Below are 22,507 nucleotides of genomic sequence, written 5' to 3'. Positions count from 1 at the left end.
TCGTCGGGTGGCGGGGGAGGCGGCGGCGGCGGCGGCGGAGTCTGAGGCGCGTCAGCCGGCGCGGCGCAGGCCGTTCGTCGGTGGGGCAGCAGCCGAGCCCCGGGCGGGCGTGCCGCGACGCCCGGCGAGGGTCGCCACCGCTCCGATCGTCGCCACTCCACGGGCGAACGGGCTCGGAACCGACCAGCGCCGCGCGAGGTGCAGCGGCCAGTACGCGAGTGCGAGCACCAGCCGCGGGGCGCGCAGATACCAGCGGGCGATGCCGTGGGCGCGATAGGTGCGGTCGAACCGGGCGATGTAGCTCGAGAACTGCCCGGGTGAGGTGTCGAGCCGTCGCGCCGAGATGCTCGCGATGAGCTCCGGACAGTACGCGACGGTCAGCCCCGCGCGGTGCAGGTGGATCGCCACGTCGATGTCTTCGTGCATCAGGTCGCCCTCATCGGTGCAGCATTGGGACCGGATGCTGCGCCACGCCGTCGCCCGCAGTGCCATGTTGCTGCCGAACACGAACGGGTACTCGCGCCCCAGCCCGAGGAGCACCCGCCGCGCGCGGTCGTCGATGCGCTGCCCGGCGCTCACGCTGACGAACGGCATGTCGTAGTACGACACCGGTCCGGTTGCGGCGTCGACCGCGGGAGACGACATGAGCTCGACGAGCTGCGCGCACCACGTGGGTTCGAGCATGGTGTCGGCGTCGATGCGTCCGATGATGTCGCCGGTCGCGGCATCCAACCCCACATTGCGGGTGGGCACCAGGCCCTGTTCGTCGTCCTGGGCGAGGAGCCGGATGGGAGCGTCTGGGTGCTCGACCATCATGCGCAGCACCCGTGCGGCAGTGCGGTCGGTCGACAGGTTGTCGACGACGATGATCTCGTGCACCGCACGCGTCTGCGCGAGCACGGCCGCGATGCACCGGGTGATGCGCGCCTCTTCGTTCCACGCCGGGATGACGACCGAGACGCGCGGTGGCACGGTCGGCGGGCCGTCGTCGGGAGGGGGCTGGCGCGAGCGCACGGCGGTCATGTGCTCACCGTACGTCGCCGACCCGACGTGCTGCGGCTGGCTGTGCACCGTGTCGTCAAGACGTTCACCCGTTGTTCGCCCGGCGCCGGGCGAGCGCCGCTGGAGCGAGTCGGCCAGCCGACGCCGCTGGTCAGTAGATGAAGATCTGCAGCCAGTCCCGGTTGTGCGCGTGCACGAGCACCAGGAACACCACGAGGTCGAACAGCAGGTGCACGCAGACCACGTAGGTGAGCGACTTCGTCTTCTGGAAGATGTACCCCTGCAGGAGGGCGAACGGAATCGTCAGCAGCGGGCCCCACTCGCGGTAGCCGAGCTCCCACAGGAACGACACGAAGATGATCGCCTGCAGGATGTTGGCCTGCCAGAGCGGAAAGTGGCGACGGAACAGCGCGAAGATCGTGCAGATGAAGAACAGTTCGTCCCAGATGCCGACCGCGTTCACACCGACGAAGAGGCGACCGATCTCGTCGGGCTCGGAGATCGACGGCCAGTTCTGGTAGGCGCCGGATCCGATGAAATACGTGGGCAGGATCGCCCATCCGAGCAGCACGACGAGAAAAAGATACGACTTCTCGAGGCGGCTCCATTTCTGCCCGGTGCGGATCGGAAATGTGATGGTGCGCCGCTTGTGGATGCGCCGGTCGATGAGGAACGGAACCAGCACTGCGAGGGTCATCACGGTGCCCATGAGCACGATGTTCCAGTAGTCGATATTTGCTTCGACCGAGATCGAGCTGATGATCGCCAGCCCGATCGCGATGGTGAGCAAATCGCTGGCCAGGGGTCGATTGACGAGAAAGGCGACGACCAGGCTGACCACGAGGGTGGCGTACCCCGCGACCGCGTACTGCAGGGCGAAGATCAGCACGGCGGATGCCGACACTCCCGCCGCGGGAACGAGCCCCCATGACGACTGCCGAACAAGCGTGGGCTCTGCAATGACCATGCCTCAAGCATGCCATCCACCCGCCGGGCATCCCATACGGCGACGTCTGTGGCCGAGCGCGTACCCCGGGGGTGGTACATTCTGCTTGCCACGCCGCGTATGCCGGGGTGGTACTTCTGGGGGGAAGTAAAAGTGAATAAATTCATGGGGGCACGACTCTGTTCGTGGAAAGCAGTAACCGGGGCGTTCGTCGCAGGGATCGTGGTGGTAACAACGGCTCTTCCCGCGTCAGCGGCCAGCGGTAGCGCGGCCGATGGGCTGGTGACATCGCAGGCGGCATCGGTCGCCGCATCGCAGGCCCTGTCGGCCGCGGCGGCACAGACATTCACGCCGGCCGACGACCTGCAGAGCATGGCGGTCACGCACGCGGCCAAGTTCCGCAGCTGGCTCGGTGGCAACAAGGGCTTCATGGGGGAGTTCGGCATTCCGAACGACCGCCCGGCGGCCGAGCAGGCCAAGTGGAACGCGCTGCAGGACATCGTGCTGCACCGCCTCGCCAAGGACGGCATCGCGTGGACCGCCTGGGCCACCGGCCACCACTGGGGCACCGACTACAACGTCGGGTATTACGAGAAGGGCGGCTCCGGTGCCTGGGGCGCCGAGGATTCCGCCAGCACCGTCGAGTCGCACTACGGCGATGCTGTGCCGTTCACCGGCGTCAACTACGCCGGGCATGAGTTCTTCAACGGGTCGACGTCGCCGTCGGTCGCCGACTGGACGTACCACCGCTCACGCGGCATGACCATGGCGCGCTACCCGGTGGGCCCCGCGTTCGTCTACCCGACGCCCGGTGGATCGCTCGACCAGAACAACCTGAACCACATCACCTCGATGCTGAACAACGCTGCCACCGCCGACGTCGACATCATGCTCGACGTGCTGCACCCCGGCAATGGCGGCGACTACGCCAAGATGTTCGGCAAGCCGCTCACCGACCCCACCGCGCTCGGTCACTACAAGGACTACGTCAGCAAGCTGCTCAACGCCACGATGGTCGACCAGACCGGAAAGTCGATCACGCTCAAGGACCACTCGGCACTCGTCTGGTTCGACATGGTGAACGAACCGGCGAACGTGTCGCCCGGCCAGTGGGAGACCATCTCGCAGGACATCTACACCTGGCTGCGAACCAGTGTCGGCTTCACCAAGACCATCGTGGTGCCCACCGGGTCGTACTCCGGCGTGCACTCGATCACCTCGTACCACCCGGGTGGCCCGTGGATAAAGCCGGTCGGCGGAGACAGCAACTACTACTACGCCGCGCACTTCTACCCGAACCTGGTCGGACAGCACGGCTCGTACGACGGCACCTTCAACACCCCGAACGGTCAGCAGGCATCGTATGACGCCAACGTCGCGAAGGCCGGCGAATGGCGGGGCCAGGGAACGTTCAGCTACCAGCCCGGGACCGCGACCGCGCCGACGCCGACCGTGCCTGTGCCCACTCCGAAGCCCACGCCGGCGCCGGACTCCGCGGTCACCGAGCCGAAGCCGACCCCGACCCCGACCCCAGCACCCGTACCGACGCCCGCGCCCGAGGTTGCCGCGGGAGCGGCTCCCGCGTTCCATGCCGCCAGCTCCTCGTCGCCGACCACCGGCTACCAGAAGGAACTGACCCTGACCCACACCGCCGCGGGCACCAACCGCGTCGCAATCGTCACCGTCAACACCCGGGCCGCCACCACCACCGGCGTCAGCTACGCGGGGCGCCAGATGACGCTGCTGCAGAGCGCGATCCACACCGACGTCAGCGGCGTCAGCATCTACGGCCTGGTCGACCCGCCCACCGGCCCCGCGACGGTCACCGTGAGCAGCAACAACTACGTACTCACCTCGGCCACCGTCACGAGCTACGTGGGCGTCGACCAGGCATCGCCGTTCGGGTCGACCATGAAGCTCACCGACGCGTGGGGTGACCGTGCCACCGGTTCGGTCGCTGCCAGCCCCGGTCGCTCGCTCGTCGTGCACGCCATCGCCCTGCGGTCGTCGGCGGCCGTCACGCCGACCTTTGGAACCGGCAGGGCGAACTCGCCCCACAACGACGCCAACCTCGGCAGGCACGCCGTCGCCGACCAGGTCGCATCCACCACGGGCCCGACGACCATCGGCTGGAACATCGCGCCGTCGGACAACCACTCCGTCGCGGCGGTCAGCCTGCGGGCCGCCGCCGGCTCGAGCACGGTGCCCACGCCAGCGCCGACTCCCGTGCCGACGCCAGTGCCGACTCCCACACCGGCACCAACGCCAACGCCAGTGCCGACGCCGAACCCGACGCCCGCTCCGACGCCCGCGCCGACACCGACACCGACACCCGCACCGAACCCGTCGGGCTCCACGCCGAAGTTCGACGCCACGACACTCACCTCGCGTACGAGCGGGTTCCGCAACGTGGCCACCCTGAGCCACACCGCATCGGGTGACAACCGCGTAGCCCTCGTCACGGTCGGCACCCGTGCCGCCACCACCACCCGGGTCACCTACGCGGGCCGCCCGATGACGCTCCTGCGGGGCGCCGTCTTCACCGACGTCACCGGGGTCAGCATCTACGGCCTGGTCAACCCGCCCAAGGGAAAGTCGGCGGTCACCATCACGTCGAGCGCCCACGTGCTCACCTCGGCGGCCGTCAGCACCTACACCGGGGTCGACCAGGCGAACCCGTTCGGCACCTCGGTCAAGCACTCCGGGGGCTGGGGCACGTCGACCACCTCGACGGTGCCGACGAACCCCGCCGGATCCCTCGTGGTCAGCGCGATCGCCACGCAGGAGGGCGGCACCGTCTCTTCATCCGGCACCGCGCGCGGAACGTCCCGCGTCAACGTCGACCACGACAGCCGTGACCTCGGCCGCCTCGCGATCGTCGAGCGCGCCGCGGGCGCCGGCACCACCGCGGTGGGCTGGAGCCTCTCGCCGGCAGACAACTACACGACCGCCTCGGTGTCACTGCGCGCCGCGGCATCCACGACCGCCCTTCCCGCAATGGATGCCGCGGTGCAGCGCCACACCGGGGACGACCGCTACGACGTGGCGGTGAGCATCGCCCGCGGGTACGACCCGGGGGTGCCCGTCGTGTACATCGCCAAGGGCACCGACTACGCGGACGCCCTGAGCGCGGCTCCCGCGGCCGCAGCGCAGGGCGGTCCTCTGCTGCTCGTGCAGCCCACCGCGGTGCCGCGGGCCGTGGCCGCCGAACTGGCGCGGCTCAAGCCGCAGCGCATCGTCGTGGTGGGCGGCACCGCGTCGGTGTCTGCCGCGGTGTACGAGTCGCTGTCGCGCCTGACGCCGGAGATCGTCCGCCTCGGCGGGGCGGACCGCTACGCGGCATCCCGCGCCATCGTCGAGTACGCGTTCGGCGACTCGTCGTCGCTGTTCGCCGACGCGAGGGTGGGCGGCGCGGCGCGGGGCGGTACCGCGGGCACCACGATTACAACGGGTACCGCGAGCACCGGCGACACCGGCGCCGGCGACACGGGCGCCTCTCGCGTGTACCTCGCGACCGGCGCGAACTTTCCCGACGCTCTCTCGGCGGGAGCGGCCGCCGGGTCACAGGGCGGCGCCGTGCTGCTCGTGAACGGGCGCGCGGGCACCCTCGACCCTGCGACGCGCGACGCCATCCGCGCGCTCGACGTCGACGACATCGTGATCGCGGGCGGACCCAACTCGGTGTCGACAGGTATCGAGGCTGCCGCGAAGTCCCTCGCGCCGACCGTGCGCCTGGGCGGCGCCGACCGGTACGAGGTGTCACGCAACGTCAACCAGGAGGCGTTCGCGTCGGCGAGCACCGTGTTCGTCGCGACGGGGCAGAACTTTCCTGACGCCCTCGCCGGAACCGCCTACGCGGGACTCATCGCCGCACCGCTCTACATCGTGCCTGGCGGCTGCGTTCCCGCCGGAATGATCGCTGACATCGCGGGTCTCGGCGACGATGCACCGGCCACGGTGATCCTCGGCGGGCCGCACTCGGTCTCCACCGCGGTCGAGTCGATGGAGCGCTGCGCGAGCTGAGCGCTCCGCGAGCGAACAGCGAGAACAGCGAGAACAGCGAGAACGACGGGCACGATGTGCCCGGCGTTCGGCGTCGATTACCGCGCCAGTCCGGCGCTGGAGCCCGGATCAGGCCGCGTTGCTGAGTTCCTCGAACTCGGCGTCGGTCAACGTGATCGCGGCGCCGCCCATGTTGTCGTCGAGATGCGCGACAGACGACGTGCCGGGGATCGGCAGGATCACCGGTGAGCGGCGCAGCAGCCAGGCCAGTGCCAGCTGCGACGGGGTGGCGTCGTGCTGCTTGGCGAGTGCGGTCAGCGGGCCATCGGCGGCGGAGAGCTCTCCGGTCGCGAGCGGGAACCACGGGATGAAGCCGATGTTGTTCTTCTCCGCGTAGTCGAGCAGCGGCTCGGCCGAGCGGTTGGCGAGGTTGAACAGGTTCTGCACCGTCGCGATGGTGGCGACCTTGCTGGCGGCCTCGACCTCGTCGACGCTCACTTCGCTCAGGCCGATGTGGCGGATCTTGCCCTCGTCCTGCAGCGCCTTGAGCTCGCCGACCTGGTCTTCGAGCGGCACGGCGGGGTCGATGCGGTGCAGCTGAAAGAGGTCGACGCGCTCAAGGCTCAGGATGCGCAGGCTCATCTCGACCTGCTGGCGCAGGTACTCCGGGCGTCCGACGGGCGTCCAGACTCCGGGACCCTGGCGGGTCAGTCCGGCCTTGGTCGCGATGACGAGGTCATCGTTGTACGGGGCGAGCGCGGTCTGGATGAGCTTCTCGGCGACGGAGGGGCCGTAGGAGTCGGCGGTGTCGATGAAGTTCACGCCGAGCTCGACGGCGCGGCGCAGTACCCTGGCGGCCTCCTCGGGGTCGCGGGGCTCTCCCCAGACTCCGGAGCCGGTGAGCTGCATGGTGCCGTAGCCGAGACGGTTGACGGTGAGGTCTCCGCCGATGGCGAAGGTTCCCGATTCGGATGCGTGGGTGCCAGTCATATGGTTCTCCCGTTCGTTGCGCCAGTGCTGGAGCACGGGCGACTTGCGTGGTGTGCCCCGCTGACGCGGGGCGACGGTGGGGACAACGCGGCACGGGGGCCCGCGTATTTCCCCGGGAGGGGGATTGACATTGGTTACGCTGACGACGGCCGCCACGCGCGAGGGTGCGCCACGAAGGAGTGCCGTGTTTCTGCTCGACCCCGAGACCGTCGTCTACTCGGCGAGCGACCTCACCGCGGCATCGTCATGCGAGTGGGCGCTGATGCGCTCCCTCGACGCGAAACTCGGCCGCATAGACGCGCCTCCGCACATCGAAGACGACATGCTCGTGCGCACCGGGCTGCTCGGCGACGTGCACGAGCAGGCTTTTCTCGACCGGCTGCGCACCACCCACGACGTGGTCGAGATCGAGCGTCCGGCGGCGCGCGAGGTCGCTGCCGCCGCGGCCGCGACCACCGCGGCGTTCCAGTCCGGCGCGGCTGCCGTGTTCCAGGCTGCGTTCTTCGACGGCCGATTTCTCGGGTACGCCGACTTCATCATCCGCGCCGACGACGGCCGCTACGAGGTGTACGACACCAAGCTCGCCCGCAAGGCCAAGATCACCGCGCTGCTGCAGCTCGCCGCCTACGCGGAACAGCTCGTGCGCACGGGCATCCCGATCGGCGACCGGGTGCACCTCGTGCTCGGCGACGGCAGCACCAGCACCCACGCGCTGGCCGACATCCTGCCCGTGTACCGCAAGCGCCGCGCGCGCCTGCAGCAGATCGTCGACGGGCGCGTCGCCGACCCGCTGCCGACGCCGTGGGGCGACTCCCGCTACACGGCGTGCGGGCGGTGCGACGCGTGCGACGAGCAGGTGCAGCTGCACCGCGACGTGCTGCTCGTCGCCGGCCTGCGACTCAGCCAGCGCACCGCGCTGCGTGCGGCGGGCATCGAGACGATCGACCAGCTGGCCGCGGCATCCACCCCCATCGACGACATGTCGCTGGCCACCCTCGCGTCGCTCGCGCAGCAGGCGCGCATGCAGCTCGAACCCGTCACCGCCCAGAACCCGCTGCCGTACGCCGTGATCGCGCCGGCCGCCCTTGCGGCGCTGCCCGCCCCCGACGCCGGCGACATCTTCTTCGACTTCGAGGGAGACCCGCTCTACCAAGAGGGCGACGCGTGGGGGCTCGACTACCTGTTCGGGCTGGTCGAGCCCGATGAGACGTTCGTGGCGTTCTGGGCCCACGACCTGGCGGAGGAGCGGCGGGCGCTGGTCGACTTTCTCGACTACCTCACCGAGCGGCGCGCGAAGCATCCACAAATGCACGTCTACCACTACGCCGCATACGAGCGCACCCACCTGCTCAGCCTTGCCGCGCGCCACGGGGTGGGCGAGGAGGCCATCGACGACCTGCTGCGCGGCTCGGTGCTCGTCGACCTGTACCCGATCGTCAAGAAAGCGGTGCGGGTAGGCAGCCGCAGCTACTCGCTCAAGAAGCTCGAACCGCTCTACATGGGCGACGACGAGCGCGACGGGGTGGCCAACGCGGCCGACTCGATCACCGAATACGTCCGCGCCCGCGAGCTACAGGAGGCCGGAGACATGGATGCCGCGGCGCGCGTGCTCCACGAGATCGCCGACTACAACCGCTACGACTGCCGGTCGACGCTGAAACTGCGCGACTGGTTGCTCGACCGCGCCGACGACAACGGCATCGTGCCTGCCGGACGCGCGGGAGAGGCACCGCTGCTCGTCGACCGCGAACCGGACCAGGTGGTCACCGCGCTCACGGCGCTGCTCGAGCACGTCCCCCCGCTCGAGCGCACCGCCGACCAGACCGCGCTCGCGCTGGCCTCCGCCGCGATCGACTACCACCGGCGCGAGCAGAAGAGCTTCTGGTGGGAGCACTTCTCCCGCCTGAACGCCCCGGTGGAGGAGTGGGCAGACACCCGCAACGTGCTCGTGGTCGACAGCGTCGAGGTGGCCAGGGACTGGCACCGCGAGGGCAGGCAGAGGATCGACCGTCGCATCCTCGAGATTCGCGGCACCCTCGCGCCCGGCAGCTCGATCGGGCCGGGCAGCAAGCCGTTCATGCTCTACGACGAGCCGTATCCGCCCATCACCCGCAGCAGCGACCCCGGCGCCCGCACGGTGCGCGAGGTGCTCGTGCGCGAGGTGTTGGATGACGGCGCGATCGTGGTCGAGGAGACGCTCGAGAAGGAGGCCCCGCACTACTCCGAGCTGCCGATGGCGCTGGCTCCTGGCACCCCGCCGGCCGCCGGGTCGCAGGTGACCGCGATCGCCGAGTGGGGGCGCGGCGTTCTCGCGGCGCTACCCGGGATGCGAATGGATGCCTCGCTGGACCTGCTTCGACGGCAGCCCCCTCGGCTGCGCGGCGGAGCGGTCATCACCCCGGCCACCGGCGACGACCTCCGTGCCGCGATCCGCGACACCGTGCTCGCGCTGGATCACTCCTACCTCGCCGTGCAGGGCCCGCCGGGCACCGGCAAGACGTTCACCGGCTCGCACGTGATCGTCGATCTCGTGGTGAACCACGGCTGGCGGATCGGTGTCGTCGCACAATCGCACGCCGCGGTCGAGAACATGCTCGGCGCGGTCGTCGAGGCGGGGCTCGAGGTCGGACTCGACACCGCCCGCGTGGGCAAGAAGCCGCGCGACGGCGAGAAGCCGCGTGACGGCGACGAGCCAGCGAGGTGGACCGCGCTCACGCCCACCGGGTTCGCGTCGTTCCTGGCGGAGGAAGGCGGGTGCGTTATCGGCGGCACGGCGTGGGACTTCAGCAACGAGGGCAGGTTTGCGCGCGGGTCGCTCGACCTGCTCGTGGTCGACGAGGCCGGGCAGTTCTCGCTCGCGACCACGATCGCGTCGGCGGTTGCCGCCGAACGCCTGCTGCTGCTCGGTGACCCTCAGCAGCTTCCGCAGGTGAGCCAGGGCACGCACCCGGAGCCGATCGACGAATCGGCACTCGGCTGGCTGTCGGCCGGGCACGGCGTGCTGCCGCCCGAGTTCGGCTACTTTCTGCCGACGAGCTGGCGGATGCACCCCGAGGTCTGCGCGCCCGTGTCACGGCTGTCGTATGAGGGGCAGCTGCGGTCGCATCCATCGGATCGATCGCTCGGCGGGGTGGAGCCCGGACTGCACCCGATACCGGTACCGCACGCGGGCAACTCGACGTCGTCGCCCGAGGAGGCCGACGAGGTCGTCGCGCTCGCGCTCGACCTGCTGGGGCGGCCGTGGAGCGCGGGCGGGGTGACGGCACCGCTCGGGCAGCGCGGCATCATCGTGGTCGCGCCGTACAACGCGCAGGTGGAGCTTCTGCGCGACCGGCTCGCGGCGGCGGGACTCGGCGACATCGCGGTGGGCACCGTCGACAAGTTCCAGGGGCGCGAGGCGGCGGTCGCGATCGTGTCGCTGTCGGCGTCGGACGCGGCGGAGGTGCCGCGCGGAGTCGAGTTCCTGCTGATCGCGAACCGGCTGACCGTCGCGATCTCGCGGGCGCAGTGGTCGGCGTACCTGCTGTACTCGCCGGCGCTGACCGGGTACCTGCCGACGAGCGTGGCCGGGCTCGCGCAGCTCAGCGCGTTCATCACGCTGGTGGGGGAGTAGCCGCACTGGTGGGGGAGTAGCCGCACAAAACGACGAACGCCCGGGGCGTGAACCCCGGGCGTTCTGGGCGTCGGCGTGACGCGGTGGTGGGACCTACTCGGCGTCGAGGTCGGTCTCGAGGATCTTCACGAGGGAGTCGAGTGCCTGGTCGGCGCCCTCTCCCTCGGCGCGCAGCACGACGACGTCGCCGTTGCCGGCTCCGAGCGCCATCAGCGACAGGATGCTCGCCGCGTCCATGGCGTCTTCGGCCGGGTCGTCTTCCATCGCGATGGTGACGTCGACGGGCAGCTCGCCGACGGCGGCGGCGAAGATGCCTGCGGGGCGGGCGTGCAGGCCGACGCGGCTGGCGATGGTGGCTTTGCGTTCAGACATAGGGGTTCCTCCTGGTGGCGGTAGTGACAGTGGTAACGGTACTGCGGTGACGTTCGGTGGTGGTTGTGCTCGGCCCGGTTACAGCCCGAGCTCCTCGAGGATGGGCAGGCGCGCCCGCACGGCGTCGCGCGCTTCGCCCGCGCTGCGGGCAGAAAGCGCGAGCTGCGCGAGTTCGCGGGTCTCCTCGAGGGTGACGCTCGCGAGCACGGCACCGACCGCGGAAAGCGACCGGGCGGTCATCGACAGCGTCGCGACCCCGATGCCGACGAGCACGACGGCGAGGGCGGGGTCGGATGCCGCCTCCCCACACACTCCGACGGGCTTGTGCGACTCGTGCGAATCGGCGCCCTCCACCGTGATGCGGATGAGGCGCAGCACCGCGGGCTGCCACGGGCTGTTCAGTGCGGCGAGGGGTGCGAGCTGCCGGTCGGCGGCCATCGCGTACTGGGTGAGGTCGTTGGTGCCGAGGCTCACGAAGTCGACTTCGTCGAGGATCTCCCGCGCCATGAGGGCCGCGGATGGCACCTCGACCATGACGCCGGGGGTCTTGAGCCCCGCCGTGGCGCACATGCCGGCGAAGTGCTCGGCCTCTTCCGACGTGGCGATCATCGGGGCCATCACCCAGATATCCGCCTCGGATCCGTCGGCGGCCGTGGCGATCGCCGAGAGCTGTCGTTCGAGAACGCCGGGCGAGGTCCAGTCGGTGCGGTAGCCGCGCACGCCGAGCGCCGGGTTCGGCTCCGACGCGTCGGTGAGGAACGGCAGCGGCTTGTCGGCGCCGGCATCCAGGGTGCGGATGACGACCTTCTTGCCGGGGAACGCGTCGAACACGCCGCGGTACGCCTCGACCTGCTCGTCGACCGACGGCTCGGAGTCGCGGCCGAGGAACAGGAACTCGGTGCGCAGCAGGCCGACGCCCTCGGCGCCCGCCTTCGCCGCCGCGATCGCGTCCTTCGCGCCGCCGACGTTCGACAGCAGTTGCACGCGGTGGCCGTCTGACGTGACGCCGGTGCCGCCGAACACGGCGAGCGTCGCGGCGGTCTTGGCCCACGCGACGGCCGCGGCACGGTCGTCGTCGGTCGGATCGACATGGATGCTTCCTGCAGCGCCGTCGACGAACACCTCGGTGCCGTCGGCGATGCCGTCGACGCCCTCCGCCGCGACGACCGCGGGCAGCCCGAGGGCGCGCGCGATGATCGCGGTGTGCGACTGCGGCCCGCCCCCCGAGGTGACCAGCGCGGTTACCTTGGTGGGGTCGAGGGTCGCGGTGTCGGCCGGGGCCAGGTCTTCGGCGACGAGCACGAACGGCTCGTCGACGACCGGGATTCCGGGGGCGGGCTCGCCGCGCAGTTCCGCGACGATCCGCGCCCGCACGTCGAGCACGTCAGTGGCACGTTCGGCCATGTAGCCGCCCAGGTTGTGCAGCATCTCGGCGACCGAGGCCCCGGATTCCCAGATGGCCCGCTCGGGCGACGACCCGCTGTTGACGAGCTTCACCGCTGCCTTGATCAGCAGCGGATCGGCCGCCATCAGCGCGGTCGCCTCGAGTACCGCCTTGCCCGCTCCCTGCGCACTGCCCGCGCGCCGGTTGAGGTCGGCCTGCACGGACTTCGCTGCCGCGCGCAGCTTGACCACCGCGTCATCCGCCGACAGGTTGTGCGGCAGTCGCTCGCCCTTGGGGGGTTCGCTGACGGGCTTCGGCATCTGCCGGACCGCACCCGTGATGCGTCCGGGGCTGACGCCGACTCCGGTGAAGGTCAGGGCTCGGGTGGAGGTTGACACGAAGCGTCCTCGATTCTCGAATGTTCAGTGTCGTGGCGCCAGAGGGGTAATGGCGCAGACACCTAAGGTTAGGCCGCCACCAGCGCTGCGTCAGCCTCGACCGGGGTCTTCCTGTTGCCGACATAGCGCTTCAGGGCGATCACGATGAGCGCGCTGATGACGGTGCCGATGGCGATCGCCGCGATGAACCAGCCGATGTTGCCGATGGCGAACCACACGAAGAAGCCGCCGTGCGGTGCCTGCGAGGTCACACCGGTGGCCATGATGATCGCTCCGGTGGTGGCCGCGCCGACGATGCTGGCGGGGATCACGCGGAAGATGTCGGCGGCGGCGAACGGGATGGCGCCCTCGGAGATGAACGATGCGCCGAGCAGCCAGGCCGCCTTACCGTTCTCGCGTTCATTGAGCGAGAACAGCTTGCGGTCGAGCACGGTGGCGAGCGCCATGGCGAGCGGGGGCACCATTCCGGCACCCATCACCGCGGCCATGATCTGCCACGGCGCCTGGTTGTCGATCGATCCGGCGCCGAGGCCGGCGACGGCGAAGGCATAGGCGACCTTGTTGACCGGTCCGCCGAGGTCGAACGCCATCATGAATCCCAGGATGATGCCGAGCAGCACAGCGGATGCCCCGGTGAGGCCCGACAGCCAGTCGTTCAGGCCGACGGTGAGCAGGGCGATCGGTCCGCCGAGAACGACGAACATGAGTCCGGATGCCACGATCGAGGCGACCAGCGGAATGATGACCACCGGCATCAGGCTGCGCAGCCAGCGCGGAACGCTGATGCGGCCGATGGCGGCCGCGGCGACGCCCGCGATGAGTCCACCGACGATGCCGCCGAGGAATCCGGCGCCCATGAAGCCGGCGACGGCACCCGCGACGAACCCGGGTGCGATACCCGGCCGGTCGGCGATGGCGAAGGCGATGTACCCGGCGAGGGCCGGGACCAAAAAGCCCATCGACAATGCACCGATCTTGAACAGCACCGCACCGAGGTAGGTGAGGATGCCGCCGTCTGGCAGGTTGAACAGGCTGTTGTTGAGCACCACGTCGTCTGCGACATCCGTGATCTGGAATCCGCCGAAGGCGAACCCGAGGGCGATCAGCAGGCCGCCGCCGGCGACGAACGGGATCATGTAGCTGACACCGGTGAGCAGTGCTCGCTTGAGCTTCTGCCCGAAGTGCTCGTTGGCCTCGGCGGTTTCGTGCGACGACGCGGCGCCACCACCCTGTACGCGGCGGGCATTGGGGTTCTCCGAGGCGGCGACGGCCTCGGCGATCATCACGCCTGGCTCGTCGATGCCGCGCTTGACGGGGGCGTTGATCACCGGGAGTCCGGCGAAGCGCTCGCGTCCGCGCACGTCGACGTCGACTGCGAAGATCACGGCGTCTGCTGCGGCGATCACGGCGGGGTCGAGGGGCGTTGCTCCCGCGGAACCCTGCGTCTCGACCTGCATCTCGACGCCGGCCTCCTTCGCTGCGGCGATGAGGGCGTCGGCTGCCATGTAGGTGTGCGCGATGCCGGTGGGGCAGGCGGTCACGCCGACGATGCGCTTGACCTGGCCGGCGGGCTTCTGGCCTGCGGTGTCGCTGGCCGATCCGGTCGAGGTGCTGGGGGTGGATGCTGCGCCAGCGGCAACACCGGAAGCTGCGGCTCCCACGCCGACGGGTGCGGGGCTCACGACCGCGTCGACCAGCGCGACGACCTCCTCGGCGGAGGTCGCGGCCCGCAGCGCTGCGGTGAAGTCCTTCTTCATCATCGAGCGGGCGAGCTTCGAGAGCAGCTTGAGGTGCTCCTGGTCGGCGCCGTCCGGTGCCGCGATGAAGAAGACCAGGTCGGCCGGGGCGTCTTTCGAGCCGAAGTCGACCGGCGGGGTGAGCCGCGCGAACGCGAGCGTGGGCTCGAGTACCGCGGTGGAGCGGCAGTGCGGGATGGCGATGCCGCCGGGGATACCGGTCGACGTCTTGTTCTCGCGGGCGATGGCGTCGGCGTAGAGGTCGTCGACCCCGGTTGCGCGACCCGCGTCGACGACGAGGCCGGCGAGGTGGCGAATCACCTCGGGCGGGGCCGTTCCGAGGTTGCTGTCCAGAGCGACGAGCTCCGGTGTGATCAGTGCACTCACTGTTCATCCTCCTTTGGATGGGTCACCGATGACGTCACGGTGACGACGTCGGGGTCCAATGGCGTCACGGTGACGACATCGGGGTCGGTCTGATGCATGGCGGGAACTGTTGAGCCGGGGAGGGATGCCGCGGCGGCACCGTGAGCGGCCGCCTGACGGAGGCACTCGGGAGCTCCGGCACCCGACAGGTCGCGCAGCAGGTAGCCGGCGAGCGAGGAATCGCCGGCGCCGACGGTGCTGCGGGCGACGATGGGCGGGGATGTCGCGAGCCAGCTGCCGGCGGCGGTGACGAGCACGGCACCCTTCGACCCCAGGGTGGCGAGCACCGCTCCGACACCGAGGTCGATGAGGGTGCGCGCGGCATCGGCTGCGCGGCGGGGCGAGGCTTCGAGGTCGTCGGCGTTGCCGATGCCGGTGAGCTCGGCGAGCTCCTCGGCATTGGGCTTGAGCAGGTCGGGCTGCGATGCGAGCGCGGCGGCGAGCGGAATGCCTGAGGAGTCGATGGCGATCTTCGGCGCGGTGTCGCCGAGGGCTGCGCGCACCCGGGCGATGATGCGCGCGTACAGGTCTGGTGATACCCCGGGCGGAAGGGAGCCGGCGAGCACCAGCCAGTGGGCTCCGGCTGCCCGTTCGACGACGAGGTCGACGATGGCGAGCTCCTGCTCGGGCGAGATGACCGGGCCGGGCTCGTTCACCTTGGTGGTGGTGCCGTCGGGTTCGGTGATGGCGACGTTGCTGCGCAGTGTCGCGCCGATCGGCACCCCGAGGTGCGGGATGCCCTGGTCGCGCAGGGCGACCAGCACCGGGTCGGTGGCGTCGCCCGGCAGGATTGCGAGGCTCTCGATTGCGGATGCCTCGAGGGCGCGGGCGATGTTGACGCCCTTGCCACCGGGTTCCTGGTGGGCGGCGACCGCGCGCTGCACGTCGCCGCGGGCGAGCGGGGCGGCGAGCTCGATGGTGCGGTCGAGGCTGGGGTTGGGGGTCAGGGTGATGATCACGCGATGACTACTTCCACGTCGGCGGCAGCGAGTGCGTCGGCTAGGTCTCGGGGTGGCGGGGCGTCGGTGACGATGGTGTCGATGTCGGTGAGCATGGCGAATCGGGTGAGCGTCTCGACGCCGAGCTTCGACGAGTCGGCGAGCACCACGACGCGGCGGGCGTTGCGCACGATGGCGGACTTCACGGCGGCCTCGACCGCATCGGGGGTGCTGAGCCCGAAGCCGGCGTCGATGCCGTTCGCGCCGACGAAGGCGATGTCGGGGCGCAGTTCGTCGAGGGCGGCGATGGTGCTGGAGCCGACGATCGCGCGGGTCAGGCCGCGAACCCGTCCGCCGAGGACCTGCAGTTGCAGGTCGGCGTTGGCCGAGAGCCGGGTCGCGACGGGGAGGGCGTTGGTGATGACGAGCAGCTGGTCGCCGGGGGAGCGCGGGCTCCACTCCATGAGGCCGTCGGCCATGCGCTCGGTGGTGCTGCCGGCGTCGAGCACGATCGAGCCGGTGCGGCTCGCGGGGATCATCTCGAGCGCGGCGTTCGCGATGCGGGACTTCTCGTCGAGGCGGTGCTTCTGGCGATCTTCGAGGCTGGGCTCCGACATGCTGAGCCGGTCGAGGGCGACGGCGCCGCCGTGCACACGGCGCAGGCGTCGGGATGCCTCGAGGGCGGAGAGGTCGCGACGAACGGTCTCTTGAGTGATGTTGAACTGCGCGGCGAGTTCGGTGACGGTGACGCGGCCGAGATCGGTGACGAGATCGGCAATGACCAGCTGGCGTTCTTCGGCGAACACGGTGCCTCCTCGACGATGAGTGGAGCTTGATCTGAGTGGAACTTGATCTTTGATTGGTCTTATGTTACCCCCGTGTTTCTGTGAATGTCAATGAAACGCAGACAAACACAGATACGCGGGCATAGAGAACGAGCTCGTCGCTCCAGGGCACTCAGCCCTGCGTCGATCAGAGCTGCGTCGATCAGCCCTGCGTCGCCGGCAGGCCCGCCTCGATGATGCTCACGATCTCGGGTGCATCCGGCTCCGTGGTCGGACGGAAGCGGTGAACCTCACCGTCGGTGGTGATGAGGAACTTCTCGAAGTTCCACTTCACCCGACCCGCCTTGCCGTTGGCATCGGGCGTCTTGACCAGCTCGGCGTACAGCGGATGCTGCGACCGCCCGTTCACCCGTACGGTGTCGAACATCGGAAAAGTGACCCCCCACGTGGTGGAGCAGTACTCCTTGATGGCGTCGGTGTCGCTGAGTTCCTGCAGAAACTGGTTGCTGGGAAAGCCCAGCACGGTGAAACCACGATTGCCGTAGGTCTTCTGCAATGCCTCGAGCTTCTCGTACTGGGGCGCGAGGCCGCATCGCGACGCGACATTGACGACCAGGATCACCTTGTCGGAGTACTCGGCAAGCGAAGTGGTCTGGCCGTCGATGGTCGTGAGGGGGATGTTCTCGAGTGACATAGGGGGAGTGTACGACCAGGTTGCTCAGCGAACGGCGAGGGTGAACGGCAGCACAGCCGACGCCCCGGCGCGACGAATGGCGCGACCGGCGGACGTCAATGTCCAGCGACTGTCCACCAGGTCGTCGACCAGCAGCACGGGTGAACCCGACGGAACATCGCGCGCCGCGAATCTCTCCCACACCCCGCGCAACCGGTATGCACTGTTGCCGCCCGGGTCACCCTCCGGCCCACCGTCGACCATCTCGAGCGCACCGAGGTAGGGCAACCGGCCCACGCTCGCGAGAGCTTCGGCGACGGATGCCACGAGCAACGGGTGACGGCGCGACGGCACGCTCATCACGGCGACGGGACGCTCGTCCCACCCCCACCCGGTAAGCACGCGCACACACGCCGCGATCATCGCGGGCGACGCCGGGGCATCCGGTGTACCCGGCGCGAAGACCTCACGCAGCGCCCCGCCCCAGCCGAGGTCGGTCAGCCGGGCGAGCGCGCGACCGGGTTCCAGCCGCTCCCCGACGGGAATGTTGCCCTTCACCGGGATGCCGAGGCGATCCATACCGTTCGGCCACTGTGCGCGCGGCTCGATGACCACGCCCACCCTGTCGAGCGATGCGGAAGCAGAGGCGACCGCGGTGCCCTCGATGGACGTGGGGAACCAGACCCCGGCGCACCGGTCGCAGCGTCCACACGGAACGGCGGTGTCGTCATCCAATGCCCTCTGCAGGAAGTCCATACGACACCCGGGGCCGCTCTCGTAGTCGAGCATCGATTGCTGCTCGGCCACCCGCGCGGCGGCGATTCGCTCGTAGCGTTCTGCGTCGTACACCCACGGCACCCCGGTCGAGACCCAGCCACCCTGCACGCGACGCACCGCTCCGTCGACGTCGAGCACCTTGAGCAGCAGCTCCAGCGGACTGCGGCGCAAGTCGACACGAGCCTCGAGCGCGGGCGTCGACAGCGGAGTGCTGCCGAGCTGGTCGATGACGGCCAGCGCGGTCGCCTCGGTGGGCATCGACGCGGTGGCGAAGTAGTTCCAGATCGCTTCGTCTTCGGGTCCGGGCAGCAACAGCACGTCGGCGTTATCCGTCGCGCGACCGGCACGCCCGACCTGCTGGTAGTACGCGACCGGCGACGACGGGGCACCGATGTGCAGCACGAAACCGAGGTCGGGCTTGTCGAATCCCATGCCGAGGGCACTCGTCGCGACCAGGGCCTTGAGTTCGTTGCGCTTCAGGCTGTCTTCGAGCCGCTCGCGCTCGGCAATGTCGGTGCGCCCGGTGTAGGCGTGCACCTCGTGTCCGGCATCACGCAGCAGACGCGCCGTATCTTCGGCGGCCGAGACGGTCAGGGTGTAGATGATTCCACTGCCGGGCAGCTCGTCGATGTGACTGAGCAGCCAGGCGAGGCGCTCCTGCGCGTCGGGCAGCCGCAGCACCCCGAGGCGCAGCGATGCCCTGGCGAGCGGCCCGCGAATGGTGACGACGTCGGTGCTGCTGCCATTCCCCGATTCGTGGGCGCCGAGCTGCTCGGCGACGTCAGCGACCACGCGGCTGTTCGCGGTCGCGGTGGTGGCGAGCACCGGCACGGTGTCGGGCAGCTGGGCGATCAGGTCGCGCAGGCGCCGGTAGTCCGGACGAAAGTCGTGCCCCCAGTCAGAGATGCAGTGCGCCTCATCGACGACGAGCAAGCCGGCACGCGCGACGAGGGCGGGCAACTGTTCCTCCCGGAACCGCGGGTTGTTCAGCCGCTCGGGTGACACCAGCAGCACGTCGACCTCGTCGTTCTGCAGCTGCTGCATCACATCGGTCCACTCGTGCGCGTTCGCCGAGTTGATCGCGACCGCGCGCACACCGGCGCGGGCGGCCGCGGCGACCTGGTCGCGCATCAGGGCGAGCAGGGGAGAGACGAGCACCGTCGGACCCGCGCCGCGGCGGCGCAGCAGCAGTGTCGCGACGAAGTACACCGCGGACTTGCCCCACCCGGTGCGCTGCACGACGAGCGCGCGACGCCCGCGGTCGACGAGGGTGTCGATGGCCTCGTACTGTCCCTCGTGGAATGTGGCATCGTCGCGGCCGACGAGGGTGCGCAGGATCTCGAGTGCCTCCGCCTTCGTGCCGGATGCACTGACGGACTCGCCGGCAGTCTCGGTCACGGGTCCCGCCGCCGGATCGGTCACGGTCTACTTCCCGTCGAGACGAGCTGCGACGTCGGCCGGAAACCCGCCGGTCGCGATCGGACCCCAGCGGGTGGGCGTGATGCGCAGCAACGACTTGTCTTGCACGGCCATCGCCTCGCGGTACTCGTTCCAGTCGGGGTGCTCGCCCGAGATGCAGCGAAAGTAGTCGACCAGCCCGTCGGCGGCCTCTGGCATGTGCAGCACTTCGACCTCGCCGTCGACCTGCACCCACGCGTCGTTGAACTCATCGGAGAGCACGAGCACCGACACCCGGGCGTCGCGCTCGGCGTTGCGCGTCTTCGCGCGGGCCGGGTACGTCGCGATGACGATGCGGCCATCGGCGTCGACGCCCCCGGAGACGGGGGAGAGCTGCGGGCGGCCATCCGCGCGAGTCGTCGCCAGCAGCATCCTGTGCCGCGGACGGATGAAGTCGAGGAGGTCGTCACGGTCGACGGAGGTGTTCGTTGCGATAGAGCGAGCCATGCACCAAGGGTACGGTCGCCCGGTGACACGGTCAGGCCGGGGGGCACCCCACCAACCACTGCACGGCCACCGCCCCAGCCGCCCCAGCTGTGCCAACCACCCGTCCCAGCGGGTGCAAAGCCGACTGCCGATATCCTCATCGGTATCCTCGAAGAGCCGCCTGCTCCACCCACGTGCCATCCGCTGCGCCAGCCGCACTGACACCATCGCCGGCAGACGAGAAAGTGACCGATGCCCGACAGCCCCATCTCCGCCACGCCCTACGACGTGCTCGGCGTGCCGCCCACCGCGACCGACGACGAATTGCGCAAGGCATATCGACGGATGCTGCGGCAGTCGCACCCCGACACCGGGGGCGACGCCGCCCTCTTCGTCGCCGTGCAGCAGGCATGGGAACGCGTCGGCACCCCCACCGACCGCGCCATCTACGACCGGGGCGGATCGGGCAGCTCGAGCGCGCCGCACGCGTCATGGGCGACGCCCGGGTCGCGGCCGCGGCAGGACACCCGGCCGCGCGCCAAAGCGTACGGCCACCCCGGCGGGTGGCGACGCCAGCGCTTCCTCGGCATGATGCGCGAGTGGGTCGGACGCGGCACCGACATCGACGACCCCTACGACCCGACCCTGGTGCGGCGAGCCCCGCAGGAGATCCGGCACACCCTCGCCGACGCCCTCGCCGAGGAGGCGACCGCCACCATGCTGGCCGACCTCGGCATCGGCTGGACCGTCTGGCACGACGTGGCGACCGGCGCCCCCGAGGAGAAGATCGACCACGTCGTGCTCGGCCCGACCGGCCTGTACGCGATCCTCTCCGAGGACTTCGGGGAACCGGTACGCGTCAAGCGCGGCGAGCTGATCGGTGCGGCCGTCGGCGACCACCGCCCGATGCACGAACTCGGCGCGCGCGCGAAGACCCTCACCCGGTCGATGCGGGTGCGCTTCACCGCGCTGGTGATCGTGCTGCCCGACGACCACCTCGGCGAACCCATCGTCGACCTCGGTCCGCTGCGCGGCGCCGCGACGGTGGCCGTGCGCAGGTCGGTGCTCCCCGGCTTCCTGCGCAACGGGCTGCAGGGCCTCGACCTGGTCGATGGCACACAGCTCTTCGATGTCCGCACGAAGTTGCAGGCCGGCATCCACTTCGTCTGAGCTGCCTCCCGCGAGGCATGACTCGCAGACTTCGCCGCAACCCGCAAGGGATGGCGGGGGGAGCGCCGTACTGACAGGCTGGGGGATTCACCCACCCTCCAGCCCCCGGGAGAACGCATGGCCACCCTGCTCGTTTGCAGCACCCCCGCCTACGGGCACGTCGCCCCGATGCTGCGCATCGCCGAGTACCTCGTGACCCGTGGACACCGAGTCATCATGCTCACCGGCAGTGCATTCGAGAAGCGGGTCGTGGCGGGCGGCGTCGAGTTCCGTTCGCTGACCGGCATCGCCGACGTCGACACCGCCGCGGTGTTCGCGAAGACCCCCGACCGCAGCCGTCGCCGCCAGCTCGCGCGACTGCAGGGCGACATGCAGGAGCTCTTCGTACGCACCATTCCCGACCAGCTCAAGGCCGTGACCGAGGTCATTGAGAACGACGAGCCCGACGCGATCCTCGTCGACTCGACCTTCACCGGCATCATGCCGCTGATTCTCGGTGGCAAGCGCCGCCCGCCGATCATCGGGGCCGGCGTGATCCCGCTCACCCAGACCAGTCGCGACGTCGCGCCGTTCGGGCTCGGCCTGGCGCCAGGACCCGGGCCGTTCCGACGTCTCCGCAACCGGGTGCTGACCCTCGCGATGCAGCGCGTCGTGTTCCGCAAGACGCAGCAGGCCGCCGAGCGGATGGCCCTCCGCCTCGGCGCGACCACCCCCGCACCTTTCGTGCTCGACGTGTCGACGACGTTCGACAAGTTCCTGCAGCTCGCGCCGAAGGAGTTCGAGTACCCGCGCCGCGACCTGCCGGAGAACACCTGGTTCGCGGGACCGGTGCCTGTTCCGAGCCCGACCGTCACGGTGCCGCCGTGGTGGGACGACCTCGACGACGGGCGCCCCATCGTGCACGTCACCCAGGGCACCATCGACAACGCCGACCTGTCCAAGCTCGTGCTGCCGACCATCGAGGCGCTCGGCAATACCGACGTACTCGTGGTCGTGAGCACCGGTGGCGCCCACCTCGGCGAGCTGCCGGACAACGTGAGGGTCGCGGAGTTTCTGCCATACGACCTGCTGATGCCGAAGACCGCCGTGTTCGTGACGAACGGCGGGTACGGCGGCGTGCAGCAGGCGCTGCGCTACGGCGTGCCGATCGTCGTCGCGGGCGACACCGAGGACAAGCCGGAGGTCGCCGCGCGCGTCGCGTGGGCGGGCGTCGGCGTGAACCTGCGCACCGGTTCGCCGAGCCCGTCGGCGATCTCGAGTGCGGTGCAGAAGGTGCTGGCCGATCCGACGTTCCGCGGCAAGGCCGGCCACATGAAGCGCGCCATCTCGCAGTACACGCCACTCGAGACCATCGAACGCGAGCTGCACAACGCAGCCGGCCGCGGCGCCCCGAGGGCCGCGATGTCCTGAG

Annotated in this window: 15 protein-coding genes; 4 read left to right on the top strand and 11 right to left on the bottom strand. The window is 69.9% G+C overall.

Translation table 11 applies throughout. The features are described from left to right. Window positions 1-51 precede the first annotated feature (51 nt). Both G5S38_RS05880 and G5S38_RS05875 read right to left on the bottom strand, forming a co-directional pair. Window positions 52-1,023 (bottom strand): glycosyltransferase, encoded by a 972-nt coding sequence (locus G5S38_RS05880; RefSeq protein WP_165065753.1) that lies wholly within the window; start codon window positions 1,021-1,023, stop codon window positions 52-54. A gap of 130 nt (window positions 1,024-1,153) precedes the next feature. After that, window positions 1,154-1,969, bottom strand: a complete 816-nt coding sequence (locus G5S38_RS05875; RefSeq protein WP_165065750.1) for a CPBP family intramembrane glutamic endopeptidase — start codon at window positions 1,967-1,969, stop codon at window positions 1,154-1,156. A gap of 201 nt (window positions 1,970-2,170) precedes the next feature. Between G5S38_RS05875 and G5S38_RS15840 the strand changes: the two genes are divergently transcribed. Continuing rightward, window positions 2,171-5,971 carry a cell wall-binding repeat-containing protein gene (locus tag G5S38_RS15840; RefSeq protein ID WP_165065747.1) on the top strand — a complete coding sequence of 1,267 codons (3,801 nt, stop codon included), beginning with the start codon at window positions 2,171-2,173 and terminating at the stop codon, window positions 5,969-5,971. Between the two features lie 108 nt (window positions 5,972-6,079). Here the strand turns inward: G5S38_RS15840 and G5S38_RS05865 are convergent, their stop codons facing one another. Beyond that, window positions 6,080-6,940 (bottom strand): aldo/keto reductase, encoded by an 861-nt coding sequence (locus G5S38_RS05865; RefSeq protein ID WP_165065744.1) that lies wholly within the window; start codon window positions 6,938-6,940, stop codon window positions 6,080-6,082. Window positions 6,941-7,124: 184 nt separating this feature from the next. Between G5S38_RS05865 and G5S38_RS05860 the strand changes: the two genes are divergently transcribed. Then, the gene (locus G5S38_RS05860) at window positions 7,125-10,553 is read left to right on the top strand and encodes a TM0106 family RecB-like putative nuclease (RefSeq protein ID WP_165065741.1); all 3,429 of its coding nucleotides are present in this window, start codon (window positions 7,125-7,127) and stop codon (window positions 10,551-10,553) included. A gap of 93 nt (window positions 10,554-10,646) precedes the next feature. On the opposite strand, the gene G5S38_RS05855 is transcribed toward G5S38_RS05860, so the two are convergent. The 8 genes from G5S38_RS05855 to G5S38_RS05820 all read right to left on the bottom strand — a co-directional run bounded on the left by G5S38_RS05855 (window position 10,647) and on the right by G5S38_RS05820 (window position 19,947). Beyond that, window positions 10,647-10,925, bottom strand: coding sequence for an HPr family phosphocarrier protein (locus G5S38_RS05855; protein WP_165065739.1), 279 nt, complete (start codon window positions 10,923-10,925; stop codon window positions 10,647-10,649). Window positions 10,926-11,003: 78 nt separating this feature from the next. Further along, window positions 11,004-12,707, bottom strand: coding sequence for a phosphoenolpyruvate--protein phosphotransferase (ptsP, locus tag G5S38_RS05850; protein ID WP_268921044.1), 1,704 nt, complete (start codon window positions 12,705-12,707; stop codon window positions 11,004-11,006). Window positions 12,708-12,775: 68 nt separating this feature from the next. After that, window positions 12,776-14,830 carry a PTS fructose transporter subunit IIABC gene (locus G5S38_RS05845; RefSeq protein WP_165065737.1) on the bottom strand — a complete coding sequence of 685 codons (2,055 nt, stop codon included), beginning with the start codon at window positions 14,828-14,830 and terminating at the stop codon, window positions 12,776-12,778. Beyond that, window positions 14,827-15,828, bottom strand: coding sequence for a 1-phosphofructokinase family hexose kinase (locus G5S38_RS05840; protein ID WP_165065734.1), 1,002 nt, complete (start codon window positions 15,826-15,828; stop codon window positions 14,827-14,829). Before G5S38_RS05840 ends, G5S38_RS05845 begins: the two co-directional genes overlap by 4 nt. Beyond that, window positions 15,825-16,613, bottom strand: a complete 789-nt coding sequence (locus G5S38_RS05835; RefSeq protein ID WP_165065731.1) for a DeoR/GlpR family DNA-binding transcription regulator — start codon at window positions 16,611-16,613, stop codon at window positions 15,825-15,827. Before G5S38_RS05835 ends, G5S38_RS05840 begins: the two co-directional genes overlap by 4 nt. 181 nt (window positions 16,614-16,794) lie before the next feature. Continuing rightward, a complete protein-coding gene (locus tag G5S38_RS05830) occupies window positions 16,795-17,286 on the bottom strand; it encodes a glutathione peroxidase (RefSeq protein WP_165065728.1) in 492 nt (163 codons plus the stop codon). Window positions 17,287-17,310: 24 nt separating this feature from the next. Then, the gene (locus G5S38_RS05825; RefSeq protein ID WP_201276599.1) at window positions 17,311-19,440 is read right to left on the bottom strand and encodes a RecQ family ATP-dependent DNA helicase; all 2,130 of its coding nucleotides are present in this window, start codon (window positions 19,438-19,440) and stop codon (window positions 17,311-17,313) included. Window positions 19,441-19,467: 27 nt separating this feature from the next. After that, window positions 19,468-19,947 carry a PPOX class F420-dependent oxidoreductase gene (locus G5S38_RS05820; RefSeq protein ID WP_165065722.1) on the bottom strand — a complete coding sequence of 160 codons (480 nt, stop codon included), beginning with the start codon at window positions 19,945-19,947 and terminating at the stop codon, window positions 19,468-19,470. Window positions 19,948-20,178: 231 nt separating this feature from the next. Here G5S38_RS05820 and G5S38_RS05815 point away from each other — a divergent pair, with 231 nt between their 5' ends. Then, window positions 20,179-21,096: a J domain-containing protein gene (locus G5S38_RS05815; protein ID WP_165065719.1), complete on the top strand. Its 918-nt coding sequence runs from the start codon at window positions 20,179-20,181 to the stop codon at window positions 21,094-21,096. 117 nt (window positions 21,097-21,213) lie between these two features. Beyond that, a complete protein-coding gene (locus tag G5S38_RS05810; RefSeq protein ID WP_165065716.1) occupies window positions 21,214-22,506 on the top strand; it encodes a glycosyltransferase in 1,293 nt (430 codons plus the stop codon). Window position 22,507: the final 1 nt, after the last annotated feature.

The sequence above is a fragment of the Marisediminicola senii genome (assembly GCF_011057645.1).
In the GTDB taxonomy this organism is placed as follows: Bacteria; Actinomycetota; Actinomycetes; order Actinomycetales; family Microbacteriaceae; genus Marisediminicola; species Marisediminicola senii.
This window is presented reverse-complemented; position numbering and strand designations above follow the sequence as displayed.